Origin of the sequence: Geodermatophilus sabuli, from assembly GCF_900215145.1 — a bacterium.
Lineage (GTDB): Bacteria > Actinomycetota > Actinomycetes > Mycobacteriales > Geodermatophilaceae > Geodermatophilus > Geodermatophilus sabuli.
On sequence record NZ_OBDO01000001.1, the window covers coordinates 661,739 to 676,034 of the forward strand.

Genomic DNA, 14,296 nt, shown 5'->3' on the forward strand with positions numbered 1-14,296 from the left:
GTCGGTGGTGGGAACCACACTGATCCGGTGTCCCCGTGCGGCGTCAGTGCCAGAGGGAGCGGTCCGCGTCGAGGGCGGCCAGGGCGAGGGCGACCTGCAGCGTCCAGCCGCCGCGCGCGTCGGTCGCGGACAACCCGGTGAGGTCCGTCGCCCGCTTGAGGCGGTACCGGACGGTGTTGGGGTGCACGAACAGCGCACGCGCGCTGGCCTCCAGGTTGCCGCCGCTGGCCAGCACCGCACGGACCGTCTCCAGCACCTCGCCGCCGGCCCCCTGCAGCGGCAGCGCGACCCGCTCCTGGAGGGTGGCCCGCGCGACGGGGTCGCCGTCCAGGGCGCGCTCGGGCAGCAGCGCGTCGGCCGGCACCGGGCGAGGGGCGCCGGGCCACGCGGCGGCGGCCCGCAGGCCGGCCAGCGCCGCGGCCGCGGAGTCGCCGGCCCGGCTCAGCGAATCGACGACCGGGCCCATCACGACCGGGCCGGGCCCGAACTCGTCGCTCACCCGCTCGGCCACCGCCTCCAGTCGGTCCGCCCCGCCCAGCACGACGACCAGCTGGTCGGCGTGCACCCCGACGAGCACCTCGCTGCGCAGCTGCCGGGCCGCGCGGCGGGTGGCGCCGTGCGCGTCACCCGCCGCCGGGGCCGACCCCACGAGCACCGTGACCGGGCTCATCGCCGCCCAGCCCAGCGCCGAGGCCCGGCCGGACAGCTCCTCGGTCCGCTCGCCGCGGACCAGGGCGTCGACGACCAGGGCCTCCAGGCGGGCGTCCCAGGCGCCGCGGCTCTCGGCGAAGGTGGCGTAGACGTGCGCGGTGGCGAAGGCGACCTCGCGGCTGAACTGCAGGACGGCCAGCCGCAGCGCGTCGGCGTCCCCCGGCTCGGCCACGGACTCCACGAAGTCGTCCATGACCTCGACGGTCACCTTGATCAGGTCGACCGTGTGCTTGAGCGGCACCACCCGGGCCAGCTCCCGGGGCGCGGCGCCGAAGACCTCACCGGTCAGCCGGGGCGGCCGGGTCGGCGTCCGGCACCACTCCACCAGCGAGGCGATGCCCGCCTGGGCCACGAGCATCACCCAGGAGCGCTGGTCGGCGGGCATGGTGCGGAACCAGGGCAGGACGTCGTCCATGCGGGCGACCGCGCGGGTGGCCAGGGAACCGGAGGCGCGCTCGAGACGCCGCAGCGTGGCGGCGGACGGCGGGCGGGAGCTCCCCCTGTCGGACACGACCCCCACCATGTCACGCACCGGTGACGGGACCGGCGTCGTCCTCGGCCCGGAGGTCGGGGAGAGTGGGGCGGTGCACGGGCTCCGGCGGGACGGGACGGTGGCGCCGCGCCGGCGCGTCCTGGCCGCGGCCGGCGCCGGGCTCGGGGTGTTCGGGCTGCTGGGCGCCGGTGTGCTGGTGGGCTTCGCACCGCAGGTCCGGCTCGACGAGGCGGTGAGCCACGCCCTGTACGCCGGGGACGACCGCTCGGCCGCTCTCGACCTGCTGTTGGAGGTGCTCACCACGCCGGGTGTCGTGTGGTTCCGGGTGCTGGTGTCCCTGCCGGTGCTGTTCTGGCTGGGCGCGCGCCGGGCCTGGTGGACGGCGGCGTGGGTGGTGATCGCGAACGTCGGCGTCAGCCCGCTCACCGTCGGGCTCAAGGAGCTGGTCGGCCGGGTGCGGCCGGCGTTCGAGAACGGCGGGGCGAGCTACGAGGGGCTGAGCTTCCCCAGCGGGCACTCCTCGGGGATCGCGACGGCGGTGACCATCGCCCTCGTCCTGGCCTGGCCGCGCCTGGCGCCGGGGTGGCGCCGGCCGGCGCTCGCCGCAGGCCTCGCGCTCGCCGTCCTGGTCGGCCTGACCAGGATGTGGCTGGGCGTGCACTTCCTGTCCGACGTCGTCGGCGGCCTGGCGCTGGGGACGGCGTGGACGCTGGCGCTGGCGTTGCTCGTCGACGCGCTGCCCGGTGGCCGGGCCGCGCTGCCACCCCGGGAGGAACCGTGAGCGGATTGCGGTCGGAGGTCCTGCTGGAGCCGGACGACGGCTCGCTCGGCCCGCTGCTGCGGATGGCCGACGACCACCTCGACCCCGGGTGCGGCTACGGCCGGCACCCGCACCGGGCGGTCGACGTCGTCGCGGTCGTCCTCGACGGGTCGCTGCGTCACGGCTGGGGGAGCGGCGCGCTCATGGCCGCCGGGGACGTGGCCGTCCTGCGGGCCGGCACCGGCCTCGAGCACGACGAGGTCGCCGGCGACGGCGGGGCACGGGTGCTGCAGGCCCACCTGCGCAGCGCCCGGCCCGACGCCGATCCGGGCCACGAGGTGCACCGCAACGCGGACGGCTGGGTGGACCTCCGCCGCTCCGACGCGCGGCTCTGGATCGAGACGGTGGACGGCGGGACCTCGACGACCGTGCCACCCGGCCTGCTCGTTTTGGCCGGCCCTGACGGCACCCGCGTCGAGCGGCAGGACGGCGAACGGGTGACCGGCCCGGTGACCGCCGTGGTGTGGCAGCTGGACGCCGGCCGTCCGTCCTGGGCAGAGTCATGAGCATGGAACCGGCCTCCTCGCAGGGGCCCGCCGCGAGCTCGCGAGCGGTGGGGGGCGAGGGGGTCCTTTCTCTGCTCGCCGCGGCGCGGGCCGACGCCGACCGGACCGTGGACCTGCGCCGCCGGCTGCACCGCCACCCCGAGGTCGGGCTGCACCTGCCCCGCACCCAGGCCACCGTGCTGGAGGAGCTGGCCGCGCTGCCGGTCGAGGTGACCGTCGGGACGTCGACCAGCTCGGTCGTCGGCGTCCTGCGCGGTGCCCGCCCGGGCCCCACCTACCTGCTGCGGGCCGACATGGACGCCCTGCCGGTGCACGAGGACACCGGGCTGCCGTTCGCCTCGGAGGTCCCTGGGGCCATGCACGCCTGCGGGCACGACCTGCACGTGGCGATGCTGCTCGGCGCCGCCCGGCTGCTCGCCGAGCGCCGCGACGCGCTCGCCGGCCAGGTCGTGCTCATGCTGCAGCCGGGGGAGGAGGGCTTCCACGGCGCGCGGTACATGCTCGAGGAGGGCCTGCTCGACGCCGTCCCGGAGGCGCCGGTCAGCGGCGCGTTCGCGCTGCACGTCTTCTCCACCCAGCCCAGCGGGGTGGTCAGCGTGCGGCCGGGGCCCATGATGGCCGCCGCGGACCACTGGATGGTGACCGTGCAGGGCCGCGGCGGGCACGCCTCGATGCCGCATGCGGCGGCCGACCCCGTCCCGGTCGCCGCGGAGATCGTGCTGGCGCTGCAGTCGATGGTGACCCGCCGGGCGCCGGTCTTCGACCCGGCGGTCCTCACCGTCGCGCACCTCACCGCGGGGTCCACCGACAACGTCATCCCCGACTCGGCGTTCATGGAGGGCACGATCCGCACCCTGTCCGCCGAGCGGCGGGCCGACATGGTCGGAGGAGTGCGCCGGGTGGCCACCCACGTGGCCGCGGCGCACGGGCTGCAGGTCGAGTTCGAGCACCGCGAGGGCTACCCGGTGACCGTCAACGACGCCGGCGTGGCCGAGACGGTGCGGGCCACGGCGGCGGCGCTGCTCGGGTCCGAGCGCAGCGTCCTCGCGCGCGAACCGCTCATGGGCGCGGAGGACTTCGCCTACGTGCTCCAGCACGTGCCCGGCGCCATGGCGTTCCTGGGTGCCTGTCCGCCCGGGTCGGACCCGGCGACCGTCGCCGGCAACCACTCCAACCTCGTCGTCTTCGACGAGGCGGTGCTGCCCGACGGCGTCGCCCTCCACGCCGCGATGGCGCTGGGCGCCCTCGCCTGAACGCGGAACGGCCCGCCTCCCGGCGAGGGGAGACGGGCCGTTCTGTCAGGCCCCTCTGCAGGGTCCCGCCGCGAGCCTGCGAGTGGTGGGTGCAGAGGGGGCCGCTCTCAGGTGGCCGGGCTGGGGTCCGACCGCTCTTCCGCCGGCGCGGCCTGCACGTCGCGGACCTGGTACTTCTCCACGGCCTGCCGGACGACGTCCCGGTCGACCTCGCCGCGCTGGGCCAGCGAGGCCAGGGTGCGGACGACGACCGTCTCGGCGTCGACGTGGAAGTGCCGGCGCAGCGCCGGACGGGTGTCGGACAGGCCGAACCCGTCGGTGCCCAGGGTGGCCATACCGCCCGGGACGTAGGGCGCGATCAGGTCCGGCACCGCCCGCATCCAGTCCGACACCGCCACGACCGGCCCGGGCGCGTCCTGCAGCCGCTGCGTGACGTAGGGGACCTGCGGGTCCTCCTCGGGGTGCAGCAGGTTGTGCTCCTCGGCCGTCTCGGCCTGCCGGCGCAACTCGGTCCAGGAGGTCACCGACCACACGTCGGCCGAGACGCCCCAGTCGTTCGCCAGCAGCTCCTGCGCACGCAGCGCCCACGGCACCGCCACGCCCGAGGCCAGGACCTGCGCCTTCGGCCCGTCCCCCGCGCCGGGGGCGTACAGGTACATGCCGGCCAGCACGCCCTGGACGTCGAGGCCCTCCGGTTCGGCCGGCTGCTTGTACGGCTCGTTGTAGACCGTCAGGTAGTACATGACGTCGGGGGACCGGTGCCCGCCCAGCGGCGCGCCCGGGTCCTCGCCGTACATGCGCTGCAGCGCGTCCTTGGTGATGTGGCCGACCTCGAAGGAGAACGCGGGGTCGTAGGACACCACGGCCGGGTTGGTCGCCGCGAGCAGCAGGGAGTGACCGTCCTCGTGCTGCAGGCCCTCGCCGTTGAGCGTCGTCCGGCCCGCGGTGGCACCGAGGACGAAGCCGCGGGTCAGCTGGTCGGCGGCCGCCCAGAACCCGTCGCCGGTCCGCTGGAACCCGAACATCGAGTAGAAGATGTAGATCGGGATCATCGGCTCGCCGTGGGTGGCGTACGAGGTGCCGACGGCGGTGAACGACGCCGTGGAGCCGGCCTCGTTGATGCCCTCGTGCAGGATCACGCCCTGCTCGGACTCCTTGTAGGCGAGCATCAGCTCGCGGTCCACCGAGGTGTAGCGCTGCCCCGCCGGGTTGTAGATCTTGTGCGACGAGAACAGGGAGTCCAGGCCGAACGTGCGGGCCTCGTCCGGGATGATCGGGACGAAGCGCGGGCCGAGCTCGGAGTCCTTGAGCAGCTCCTTGAGCAGGCGGACGAACGCCATCGTCGTCGCCACCTCCTGCTTGCCCGAGCCACGCCTGAGGACGTCGAAGGCCTTGTCCTCGGGCGTCTTGAGCGTCTTGAACTCCGACCGCCGCCGCGGTACCGCTCCGCCGAGCGCGCGGCGCCGCTCGAGCATGTACTGCATCTCGTCGGAGTCCGGGTCGGGCCGGTAGTACGGCGGCAGCGTCTTGTCCAGCTGCTCGTCGGGGATGGGCAGGTAGAGCCGGTCGCGGAAGGCGGCGAGGTCCTCGGCGGTCAGCTTCTTCATCTGGTGGGTGGAGTTGCGACCCTCGAAGTGGCTGCCCAGCGTCCAGCCCTTGATGGTCTTGGCGAGGATGACCGTGGGCTGGCCCTTGTGCTCCACCGCGGCCTTGAACGCCGCGTAGACCTTGCGGTAGTCGTGCCCGCCGCGGGAGAGGTCCCAGACCTCCTTGTCGCTCATGTTCTCCACGAGCTTGCGGGTGCGCGGGTCACGGCCGAAGAAGTGCTCGCGCACGTAGGCGCCGTCCTCGGCCTTGTAGGTCTGGTAGTCGCCGTCGGGCGTCTGGTTCATCAGGTTGACCAGCGCGCCGTCGCGGTCGGCGGCCAGCAGCGGGTCCCACTCGCGGCCCCAGATCACCTTGACGACGTTCCAGCCGGCGCCGCGGAAGAACGACTCCAGCTCCTGGATGACCTTGCCGTTGCCGCGCACCGGACCGTCGAGCCGCTGCAGGTTGCAGTTGATGACGAAGGTGAGGTTGTCCAGCTCCTCGCGCGCGGCCAGGCCGATGACCCCCAGGGACTCCGGCTCGTCCATCTCGCCGTCGCCGAGGAAGGCCCACACGTGCTGGTCGGAGGTGTCCTTGATGCCGCGGGAGTGCAGGTACCGGTTGAACCGCGCCTGGTAGATCGCGTTCATCGGCCCCAGCCCCATGGAGACGGACGGGAACTCCCAGAAGTCCGGCATGAGCCGCGGGTGCGGGTAGCTCGACAGCCCGCCACCGGGGTGGCTGACCTCCTGGCGGAAGCCGTCCATCTGCTGCTCGGACAGCCGGCCCTCGAGGAAGGCGCGGGCGTAGATGCCGGGGGAGGCGTGCCCCTGGAACCAGATCTGGTCGCCGCCGCCGGGGTGGTCCTTGCCCCGGAAGAAGTGGTTGAACCCGACCTCGTACAGCGAGGCCGACGAGGCGTAGGAGGAGATGTGGCCGCCGACGGCGATCCCCGGGCGCTGGGCGCGGTGGACCATGATCGCGGCGTTCCACCGGATGTAGGCGCGGATCCGCCGCTCGACGTGCTCGTCGCCGGGGAACCACGGCTCACGCTCGGGCGTGATGGTGTTGATGTAGTCGGTGCTGCGCAGGGAGGGCACGCCGACCTGCTGCTCCCGGCTGCGTTCCAGCATGCGGAGCATCAGGTAGCGGGCCCGGCCGCGGCCGGCGTGCTCGACGACGCCGTCCAGCGATTCCAGCCACTCCTGTGTCTCCTCGGGGTCGATGTCGACCAGCTGGCTGGGGAGCCCGTCGGTGATGACCGCGCGGGTCTTGCCTGCATCGCGGGCGGGGTCCCCGTCCGACTGCTGCGGTGCGCTCATGCACCCATCGTCCCCCGCGGCCCCGGTCGCCGTCACGCGGCAGCTCACATGTCGGGACGGCGCGGTGGCACGGCGCCGCTCCGTGAGCGCTTGCACGTGACCAGGCATGCCCTACGCTTCCGCCAACGCCGACCGGTACCGCCGGCCGGACGGGGCCTCGACACCCGAGGCGCGGGGACCGGTGCGGACGGAAGGGGTGACATGACCAGGCTGCGGGGAGCGTTCCCGCTGGTCGTGTCCCGCCCCGGCGGCGTCCACCCCTCCTGCCGCGCGCCCGGCACGGGCGGCTGTCGCCCGTGAGTCCTCGCCCAGCAGCCCACCGCCGGACGGGGCACGATCGTGCCCACCGGTCAGCAGCATCGGAACCCATGGAGGAACAGCAGGGATGAGCGTCGACTCGGGCAGCGCCAGCATGGCGGCCCGGCTGGGCATCAAGCCGGGCATGGTCGTGCAGGAGCTCGGCTGGGACGAGGACGCCGACGAGGACCTGCGCGACTCGATCGTCGAGGTCTCCGGCGGGGAGATGGTCGACGAGGACACCGACGAGGTGGCCGACGTCGTGGTCCTGTGGTGGCGGGAGGACGACGGCGACCTGTTCGACGCCCTGACCGACGCGATCACCTCCCTGGCCGACGACGGTGTCGTGTGGCTGCTGGTCCCGAAGTCGGGTCGGCCCGGCCACGTCGAGCCCGGGGACGTCACCGAGGTGGCACCCACCGCCGGCCTGTCCCAGACCAGCAGCATCTCCGCGGCCAAGGACTGGTCGGGCATCCGGCTGGTCACCCCGAAGACCGCGCGCAGCCGGCGCTGACGACGTCGAAGGACCTCGTCCCTCTCACCCTCGCGAGCTCGAGGTGAGCCTCCGGACGGGGCCGGCGCCGGGGCCCTGCGAGGGGGCCGTTCCAGCCCGTCACCGCGTGCGGCACGATCGGTCCATGACGCTCTCCGTCGGTGACACCGCGCCCGAGTTCAGCCTCCCCGACCAGGACAAGCAGGTCGTGTCCCTGAGCGACCTGCGGGGCACCCCGGTCCTGCTGGTCTTCTACCCGTTCGCCTTCTCCGGGATCTGCACCGGCGAGCTGTGCCAACTGCGCGACGAGCTGGCCACCTACACCGACGCCGGCGTGCGGGTCCTCGCCGTCAGCACCGACCCGGTGTTCAGCCTCAAGGCGTTCAAGGCGCAGGAGAACCTGGACTTCCCGCTGCTGTCGGACTTCTGGCCACACGGCGAGGTGGCCCAGGCCTACGGGGTGTTCAACGAGAAGGCGGGCATGGCCGTCCGCGGCACCTTCCTCGTCGCCACCGACGGCACGATCGCCTTCGCCGAGGTCAACGCCCCCGGTGACGCCCGCGAGCAGTCCGGCTGGAAGGACGCGGTCGCGAAGCTGGCGGCCTGATAAGGGGCCCGCTCCAGGGCATTCCCTCGCACGCTCGGGGGCGCCCTGGAGCGGGCCGTACGCCCCGGTACGTACCCTGGGCGCGCGGGGCGCGTAGCTCAGCGGAAGAGCTCTCGCCTTACAAGCGAGCGGTCGCCGGTTCGATCCCGGCCGCGCCCACCCAGGCCCCGACCTCGGAAGCCCTGCGAAGCACCTCGCGCCTGCCGCCACAGGAGCGCCCGTTCCGCCGAGCATGCACGCACGGCCCACATCACGGGCCTGCCGCAGAGCCTGCGGGGACCCGTGACACGACGCCGGTCTGCCCACCCGACCCGGTGGTCGAGCAGTCGGCGACGCCGCTGTACGTCACGGATGCCGACAAGAGGCGCAATCCGGTTCACGTCGCGACCGGCAGGCAACGATCAGGCCGACCTCCTCGGTGGTCGAGGGCCGACCACGAGCCCATTGACACGGATGGCCCGACCCGAGAACCATCCCACCGCGTCGCTCAGCGGACAATCAGACTTCCCCGAGCCGAACGGAGCGGTGACGATGGCTGATCTCGTCCGCTGGAAGCCCGTCAGTTCGACCGGGATGTCGTCAGTCCGCGGCGGTGTACGAGCGGCCGACATCCACCACGACGTCGCACTGTTCGAGGGGCTCACGCTCACCAGTCCTCGGGATGTCTCGCTCCCCGAACCGGGCGACACGAGGAACGGGTCCGCACGGAGCGGCGGATCCCACCTCGAGGTCGGTGCGGGTGGGAAGCGGCGGCGGGATGGCCGAGCAGCCATCGTCCACACGATCCTGATCGTCCTCGTGGTCTGCCTGTCATTCCCTCTGTCAGGACCCACCCCAGCTGCTGCCGCAACCGGCTCCACCATCTCGGGGCTCGATGCCCACGACGGGATGGTCACGCAGGTGGGAGGCGTCTACTACCTGTACGGCACGCGGTACGAGTGTGGATTCGAATGGGGCACCGACGGTACGCCCTTCTGCGGTTTCGGTGTGTGGAGTTCGACGGACAAGGTGGACTGGACATTTCAGCGGTTGCTGTTCGATCCCGGTTCGACGAACACGTACGACGCCGAGTCGTGGCAGGTGACGTGTGGTTCGGGAGGGGCAGGGTGTTTCAACCCCCGAATGGTCCAGCGGGGTTCGGACGGGGTCTGGATCCTGTGGTTCAATGCGCCTGCTGACTGGAACAGGACGCGCGCCAATGCGTATTACGCAATGGGGTGTGCGGGTCCTGCCGGTCCGTGCGGTCCGGGTGCCGGTCAGTTCGGCTCCCTCCACAAGCCGAATCTCTCCATCTGTCATGACAATGGTGACTTCTCGATCGTGGACTTCGCAGGCGCGGCCTACATCGCCTGCACGATGGCCGACCAGACCCTGAACATCGAACAGCTGGACCAGTGGTGGACCAACGGCATCAACGTGGGTCAGCGGAGGATGGCGGGGCTGACCGCCGTCGAGTCACCCGCGATCGTGGCGAGAGGGTCGGTTCTGTTCATGACCTTCTCGGATCCCAACTGCGGTTATTGTTCGGGTACGGGTACGAGCTATGTGCGGAGCACCACCGGCATCCTCGGGAACTGGGGCGCCAGGGGTCAGATCAGCGCCACGAGCTGCGGGGGACAGCCGAGGGCGATCAGCTTCATCGACGGGGAACCGTATGAGTGGATCGACATCTGGTACGACCAGCCGAACGAGACCGATGCCCCCATTCGGCAGGAGCCCGTCCAGCTCGACGCGAACGGTGACCTCCGCGCGCTGAGCTGTTGACGGTCGGTCGTCACGTCCACGAGATCCGTCGCCCCGTCGGTGCGGGCGGGGTGATCGCCCCTCGACCTCAGGCCGCGGCGACCGTACGGGGCGCCGTGGCGGGCACGTCGGGCCGGGGGAACGCCGGGCGGAGCACCAGCGGCGGCCGGAACGGCGCCCACGTGCCCTCGGGCTGCGCCAGCCGGTCGGCGACCGCCCACAGGGCCGCGGGATGGTGGCCGAGCCCCAGGTGGCTGGCCAGGACGGCGATGTTCTCGCACCGCTCGCCGGGGGTGTCCAGGCAGGTCCGCCAGTGCACGATCCCGTCGAGGTGGGAGTAGATCGACGTCGCGGGCACGGGGAGCGGCGCCCGGTCGCGCTCCAGCGGCAGCTCGCGGTGCTCGACGTGCAGGTGGCTGTACCGGTCGAACACCCGGGAGGCGTGGCTCTGGCTGTGCCGGGTCAGCCGGAAGGGGCTGCCCAGGGTGACCACCTGGCGCACCGAGTCCGGCGTCCGGCGGGCGAGGTCGCGGGCGAAGATCCCGCCCAGGCTCCACCCCACGAGGCTGACCGGCCGCCCGTACCGGTCGCTGAGGTCGTCGATGCGGTCGCGCATGCCCTGCACGCACCGCGCGGTCGGGCCGACGTTGCGGCCCAGACGCCAGCCGTGGACGCGGTAGCCCAGCCGGCGCAGCACCGAGCGCAGCACCCGGGTGGAGGCGTCGTCGGCCAGCAGGCCGGGGAGCACCAGCACCGGGTGCCCGTCGCCCTGCGGGAGCCGCGGCACCAGCGCCGGGCGGGCAGCCAGGTAGAGCCCGAGGTCGGCGGCCGCGCGGCCGGGCTCGGTCAGGTACAGCGGGATGGCCGGGCCATCGCCCCACAGTCGTGCCACGTCGTCCTCCTCGCCGGCCGACCGGTGCCGGTCAGCCCTCCGCCGGTACCACCGGGGGACGCCTCCGACACCCGGATGGTCCCACCGGGACTCATCGGCAGTATCGGTGTGGTGTGTGACACAACGCGCCGCGTCCCGCCGCGCCGGTCCCGGGAGGGCGTGGAACGGTACGGGGGTGGACGACACGGCCGCCCCGGGGCGCAGCCTGACCGCGGACCTGGACGGTCCGGTGCACTACGTCGACTTCGGCGGCAACGACGCCGGGCCGACCCTCGTCCTCGTCCACGGGCTGGGCGGCTCCCACCTCAACTGGGACCTGTTCGCACCGCTGCTCACGCCGCACGCGCGGGTGTACGCGCTCGACCTGCCCGGCTTCGGCCGCAGCGAGCCGGGCGGCCGGACGACGCGGGTGCGCGACAACGTGGCCGTGCTCGACCGCTTCGTCCGCGACGTGACCGGCGGGCCGGTGGTGCTGGTCGGCAACTCCATGGGCGGCATGATCTCGGTGCTCGAGGCCGACCGGGCACCGGCGCGGGTGAGCGGTCTGGTCCTCGTCGACCCCGCCGTCCCCGGGCCGCGGAGCCGGCTCGACGCGGCGGTGGCCAGGGACTTCGCCATCTACGCCCTGCCGGGGGTGGGGGAACGCCACCTGGCCGCGCGGCACCGCCGCCGCGGTGCACGGGGCACGGTCACCGACATGCTGCAACTGTGCGGTGTCGACCCCGCCCGGGTGCCGCCGCGGCTGATCGACCGCTCCGAGGCCCTCATCGAGGAGCGGCAGGACGTCGCCGGCATGGACCGCGCCTTCCTGACGGCGGCCCGGTCGCTGCTGCTGCTCCTGGCCGATCCGCGGCTCATGCGCCGGGCGATGGCCGGGATCGCGGTCCCCGTGCTGCTCGTGCACGGCGACCGCGACCGGCTGGTGCCGGTGTCCGCGGCGCGCGACGCCGCACGCCGGCACCCGGAGTGGACGTACGTGGAGCTGGCCGACGTCGGCCACGTGCCGCAGCTGCAGTGCCCCGAACGGCTGGCCGGCCACCTCCTCGACTGGCTGCCCGCCGTTACCGGCACCGCCTGAGCCCGGTTCAGCGCAGGGTCGCCCGCAGGGCCTCCAGCCCGGTCCAGCGCGGCCGCCAGCCGAGCAGCTCCTTGGCCCGCGAGGTGTCCATGATCGCCGGCCGGCTCACCGCCTCCACCCACTCGGCGACCGGCGGCAGGAACGGCAGCCGGGACACGGCGCGGGCGGCGAGCTGGGCGGGCGCCGCCGGCAACGGCACGGGCAGCGCGCCGAGCTCGCGGGCGACGTCGACGGTGGTGAGCACGCCGTCGCCGGCGATGTTGTAGGCGGCGGGCGGGCCGGCCCCGACGACGCACAGCTGCAGCGCGCGGCCCACGTCCTCCTCGTGGACGAACTGGAGCGGCAGCTCGGGGACGAGCACGGGCAGGGGCAGCGGCAACCGGCGGGGCCGGCCGAACAGCCGGCGACCCAGCGGGGCCAGCGGGCCGGGCAGCAGGTCCTTCGCGCCGGCGGCGTGCGGGCCGAGCACCACCGGCGGACGCAGCAGGTACAGCGCCAGGCCGGGCGCGGTGGCCGCCTCGGCCTCCAGCAGGTGCTCGAGCTCGGCCTTCTCCCGGGCGTAGAACAGCCGGGCGGCGGGCCGCACCGGCCAGTCCTCGCTGATCCGCTCGGGGTTGTCCGCGTGCCAGCCGTAGGCGGCGACGGACGAGGCGTGGACGAACCGGCGGGCACCGGCCTCGGCCGCGGCCCGGAAGACGGTGAGCGTGCCGTCGACGTTGATCGCGCGGGCGGTGTGCCGCGGTGCGTTGCCGGTGACGAGGAACGCGAGGTGCACGACGACGTCGGCCCCGGCCAGGGCCGTGCGCATCGCGGCGGGGTCCCGGACGTCGGCGCGGCGGTACTCCATCTTCGTCCAGCCGTACTCGGCCGGGTCGAACGGCCGCCGGGCGATGCCGACGACCCGGCGCACCCGGTCGTCGGCCTGCAGCAGGGGCAGCAGCCCCGCCCCGAAGGTGCCGGTCGGGCCGGTGACGGCGACGGTCAGATCGGTCTCGGGATCGGCCACGGCCGTCGGCTACCCCGGGACCGGCGGGGGTGAACCGTTCAGCCGCCGGCCGAGGTGGAGGCCGCGTCGTGGGCCGCGGCGACCAGCTCGTCGACCCCGGCGCGGATGCCCCGGGCGAGGACGTCGACGTCGGGGAAGGCGTCGAAGTCCGCGTTGATGCCGTAGGTCATCGTCTGCAGGTACGAGAAGATCCCGATCGCGACGCGCATGCCGCCGGCGATCGGGACGTAGGCGTGCGCCGAGCACATCCGCCGGCCCAGCACGTAGAGCGGCACGCGCGGGCCGGGCACGTTGGTGGTGACGGTCTGGCCGAGCACCTGACCGGTCGCCAGGGCCGCGCGCACGCCCAGGGAGAGCAGCGTGGGCGCCACGAAGTCGCCCATCGCGATGATCGAGCGGGCGTCGACGGCGGCGAGGGTCCGCTTGTGGTCGTCCATCTGCCGGCGCACCGAGGCCAGCCGCGCCACCGGGTCGGGCTCGCCGACCGGCAGGTCGACGAAGACGGCGGAGATCCGGTTGTCCAGGGTGTTGCGCTCGCCTGGCTGGCGCACCGACACCGGCACCATCGAGCGCACGACCAGTTCCGGCCGCAGGTCGCCGCGCCGTTCCAGCAGGTCGCGGAAGCCGCGGGTGATGCCGGCGAGGACGACGTCGTTGACGGTGCCACCCAGGGCCGCACGGACGCCCTTGAGCTCGGCCAGCTGCGCCTCGGTCCACGCCCAGCGCCGGTGCGGGCCGATCGGGCCGTTGAGCGACCGGGCGGCGGGGCCGGCGAGCTGCCGGGCGGCCGCGGGGATGCCGGCGGCGAGCTGCCAGCTGGTCCGCACCGCGTCCTTGGACGCCCGCCTCAGGCTGCCGGCGCCGGGCAGCCGGGGGAGCTGGCGCAGCGGGTGCGTGACGGCGTCCTGCACGGCGCCGGCGATGACCGAGACGCTCGACGGGGTGCGCTGCGGCGTCCAGTCCTGGGGCTCGGGGTGGGTGGCGTCGGGGGTCAGGTCGAAGACCAGCTGCATGAGATCGGTGCCGGCGACGCCGTCGACCATGCAGTGGTGGACCTTGGAGATCAGGGCCCAGCGGCCGTTCTCCAGCCCCTCGACCAGGTAGAGCTCCCACAGCGGCTTGGCGAGGTCCAGGCGCTGCCCGAGGATGCGGCCGGCGAGGTTGCGCAGCTGCTCGTCGCCGCCCGGGCTCGGCACCGCCGTGTGCCGGACGTGGTACAGGATCTGGAAGTGCGGGTCGTCGACCCAGACGGGCCGGCCGAGCTGCAACGGGACCTGCCGCACGCGCTGCCGGTAGCGGGGCACCAGCGGCAGCTTGGCCAGCAGCAGCCGGACGACGTCGCCGTACGAGGGGACCGGCCCCTCGAACACCGACACCGACCCGACGTGCAGCGGGGTGTTCTCGCTCTCCGCGTAGTAGAAGCCGGCATCGGTCGGGCTCAAGCGGTCCACGGTCAGCACCCCGCCTCTCGTCGTCCTCGCTGGGGCT

12 protein-coding genes and 1 tRNA gene are annotated in these 14,296 nt (G+C 73.6%); 8 read left to right on the plus strand and 5 right to left on the minus strand.

Features of this window, described 5'->3' with window-relative positions; genetic code table 11:
* Positions 1 to 43: 43 nt before the first annotated feature.
* The gene (locus CRP39_RS03165; protein WP_245853532.1) at positions 44 to 1,222 is read right to left on the minus strand and encodes a PucR family transcriptional regulator; all 1,179 of its coding nucleotides are present in this window, start codon (positions 1,220 to 1,222) and stop codon (positions 44 to 46) included.
* A 10-nt stretch (positions 1,223 to 1,232) separates the two neighbouring features.
* Here CRP39_RS03165 and CRP39_RS03170 point away from each other — a divergent pair, with 10 nt between their 5' ends.
* Genes CRP39_RS03170 through CRP39_RS03180 form a run of 3 tightly spaced genes read left to right on the plus strand, consistent with a single transcriptional unit; the run spans position 1,233 to position 3,783 of the window.
* Positions 1,233 to 1,985 (plus strand): phosphatase PAP2 family protein, encoded by a 753-nt coding sequence (locus CRP39_RS03170; RefSeq protein ID WP_097204292.1) that lies wholly within the window; start codon positions 1,233 to 1,235, stop codon positions 1,983 to 1,985.
* Positions 1,982 to 2,530, plus strand: coding sequence for a pirin family protein (locus CRP39_RS03175; protein ID WP_245853534.1), 549 nt, complete (start codon positions 1,982 to 1,984; stop codon positions 2,528 to 2,530). Before CRP39_RS03170 ends, CRP39_RS03175 begins: the two co-directional genes overlap by 4 nt.
* A 2-nt stretch (positions 2,531 to 2,532) precedes the next feature.
* The gene (locus tag CRP39_RS03180) at positions 2,533 to 3,783 is read left to right on the plus strand and encodes a M20 metallopeptidase family protein (RefSeq protein ID WP_097204294.1); all 1,251 of its coding nucleotides are present in this window, start codon (positions 2,533 to 2,535) and stop codon (positions 3,781 to 3,783) included.
* A 107-nt stretch (positions 3,784 to 3,890) separates the two neighbouring features.
* Here the strand turns inward: CRP39_RS03180 and aceE are convergent, their stop codons facing one another.
* Entirely contained in the window at positions 3,891 to 6,692 is a 2,802-nt protein-coding gene (gene aceE / locus CRP39_RS03185) for a pyruvate dehydrogenase (acetyl-transferring), homodimeric type (protein ID WP_097204295.1), read from the minus strand.
* Positions 6,693 to 7,077: 385 nt separating this feature from the next.
* On the opposite strand from aceE, the gene CRP39_RS03190 reads away from it, so the two are divergent.
* The 4 genes from CRP39_RS03190 to CRP39_RS03205 all read left to right on the plus strand — a co-directional run bounded on the left by CRP39_RS03190 (position 7,078) and on the right by CRP39_RS03205 (position 9,853).
* Positions 7,078 to 7,503, plus strand: a complete 426-nt coding sequence (locus tag CRP39_RS03190; RefSeq protein WP_097204297.1) for a DUF3052 domain-containing protein — start codon at positions 7,078 to 7,080, stop codon at positions 7,501 to 7,503.
* A 124-nt stretch (positions 7,504 to 7,627) separates the two neighbouring features.
* Positions 7,628 to 8,089, plus strand: a complete 462-nt coding sequence (locus CRP39_RS03195; RefSeq protein ID WP_097204305.1) for a peroxiredoxin — start codon at positions 7,628 to 7,630, stop codon at positions 8,087 to 8,089.
* Between the two features lie 87 nt (positions 8,090 to 8,176).
* Positions 8,177 to 8,248 (plus strand) — tRNA-Val (locus CRP39_RS03200).
* Positions 8,249 to 8,620: 372 nt separating this feature from the next.
* Positions 8,621 to 9,853 (plus strand): glycoside hydrolase family protein, encoded by a 1,233-nt coding sequence (locus CRP39_RS03205; protein WP_143426554.1) that lies wholly within the window; start codon positions 8,621 to 8,623, stop codon positions 9,851 to 9,853.
* A gap of 67 nt (positions 9,854 to 9,920) precedes the next feature.
* On the opposite strand, the gene CRP39_RS03210 is transcribed toward CRP39_RS03205, so the two are convergent.
* The gene (locus CRP39_RS03210; RefSeq protein ID WP_183358916.1) at positions 9,921 to 10,724 is read right to left on the minus strand and encodes an esterase/lipase family protein; all 804 of its coding nucleotides are present in this window, start codon (positions 10,722 to 10,724) and stop codon (positions 9,921 to 9,923) included.
* A 175-nt stretch (positions 10,725 to 10,899) separates the two neighbouring features.
* On the opposite strand from CRP39_RS03210, the gene CRP39_RS03215 reads away from it, so the two are divergent.
* The gene (locus tag CRP39_RS03215; RefSeq protein WP_245853535.1) at positions 10,900 to 11,802 is read left to right on the plus strand and encodes an alpha/beta fold hydrolase; all 903 of its coding nucleotides are present in this window, start codon (positions 10,900 to 10,902) and stop codon (positions 11,800 to 11,802) included.
* Between the two features lie 7 nt (positions 11,803 to 11,809).
* Here CRP39_RS03215 and CRP39_RS03220 read toward each other — a convergent pair whose 3' ends face one another.
* A complete protein-coding gene (locus CRP39_RS03220) occupies positions 11,810 to 12,808 on the minus strand; it encodes an NAD-dependent epimerase/dehydratase family protein (RefSeq protein ID WP_097204308.1) in 999 nt (332 codons plus the stop codon).
* Between the two features lie 38 nt (positions 12,809 to 12,846).
* On the minus strand, positions 12,847 to 14,259 hold the full coding sequence (locus tag CRP39_RS03225; RefSeq protein WP_097205110.1) for a WS/DGAT/MGAT family O-acyltransferase: 1,413 nt from the start codon (positions 14,257 to 14,259) through the stop codon (positions 12,847 to 12,849).
* Between the last annotated feature and the right edge of the window lie 37 nt (positions 14,260 to 14,296).

Excerpts from the sequence above, each read along its gene's own strand:
- CRP39_RS03170 (WP_097204292.1), top strand. The coding sequence starts at position 1,233 with ATGTCACGCACCGGTGACGGGACCGGCGTCGTCCTCGGCCCGGAGGTC.
- CRP39_RS03180 (WP_097204294.1), top strand. The coding sequence starts at position 2,533 with ATGGAACCGGCCTCCTCGCAGGGGCCCGCCGCGAGCTCGCGAGCGGTG.
- aceE (WP_097204295.1), bottom strand. The coding sequence starts at position 6,692 with ATGAGCGCACCGCAGCAGTCGGACGGGGACCCCGCCCGCGATGCAGGC.
- CRP39_RS03190 (WP_097204297.1), top strand. The coding sequence starts at position 7,078 with ATGAGCGTCGACTCGGGCAGCGCCAGCATGGCGGCCCGGCTGGGCATC.
- CRP39_RS03195 (WP_097204305.1), top strand. The coding sequence starts at position 7,628 with ATGACGCTCTCCGTCGGTGACACCGCGCCCGAGTTCAGCCTCCCCGAC.
- CRP39_RS03205 (WP_143426554.1), top strand. The coding sequence starts at position 8,621 with ATGGCTGATCTCGTCCGCTGGAAGCCCGTCAGTTCGACCGGGATGTCG.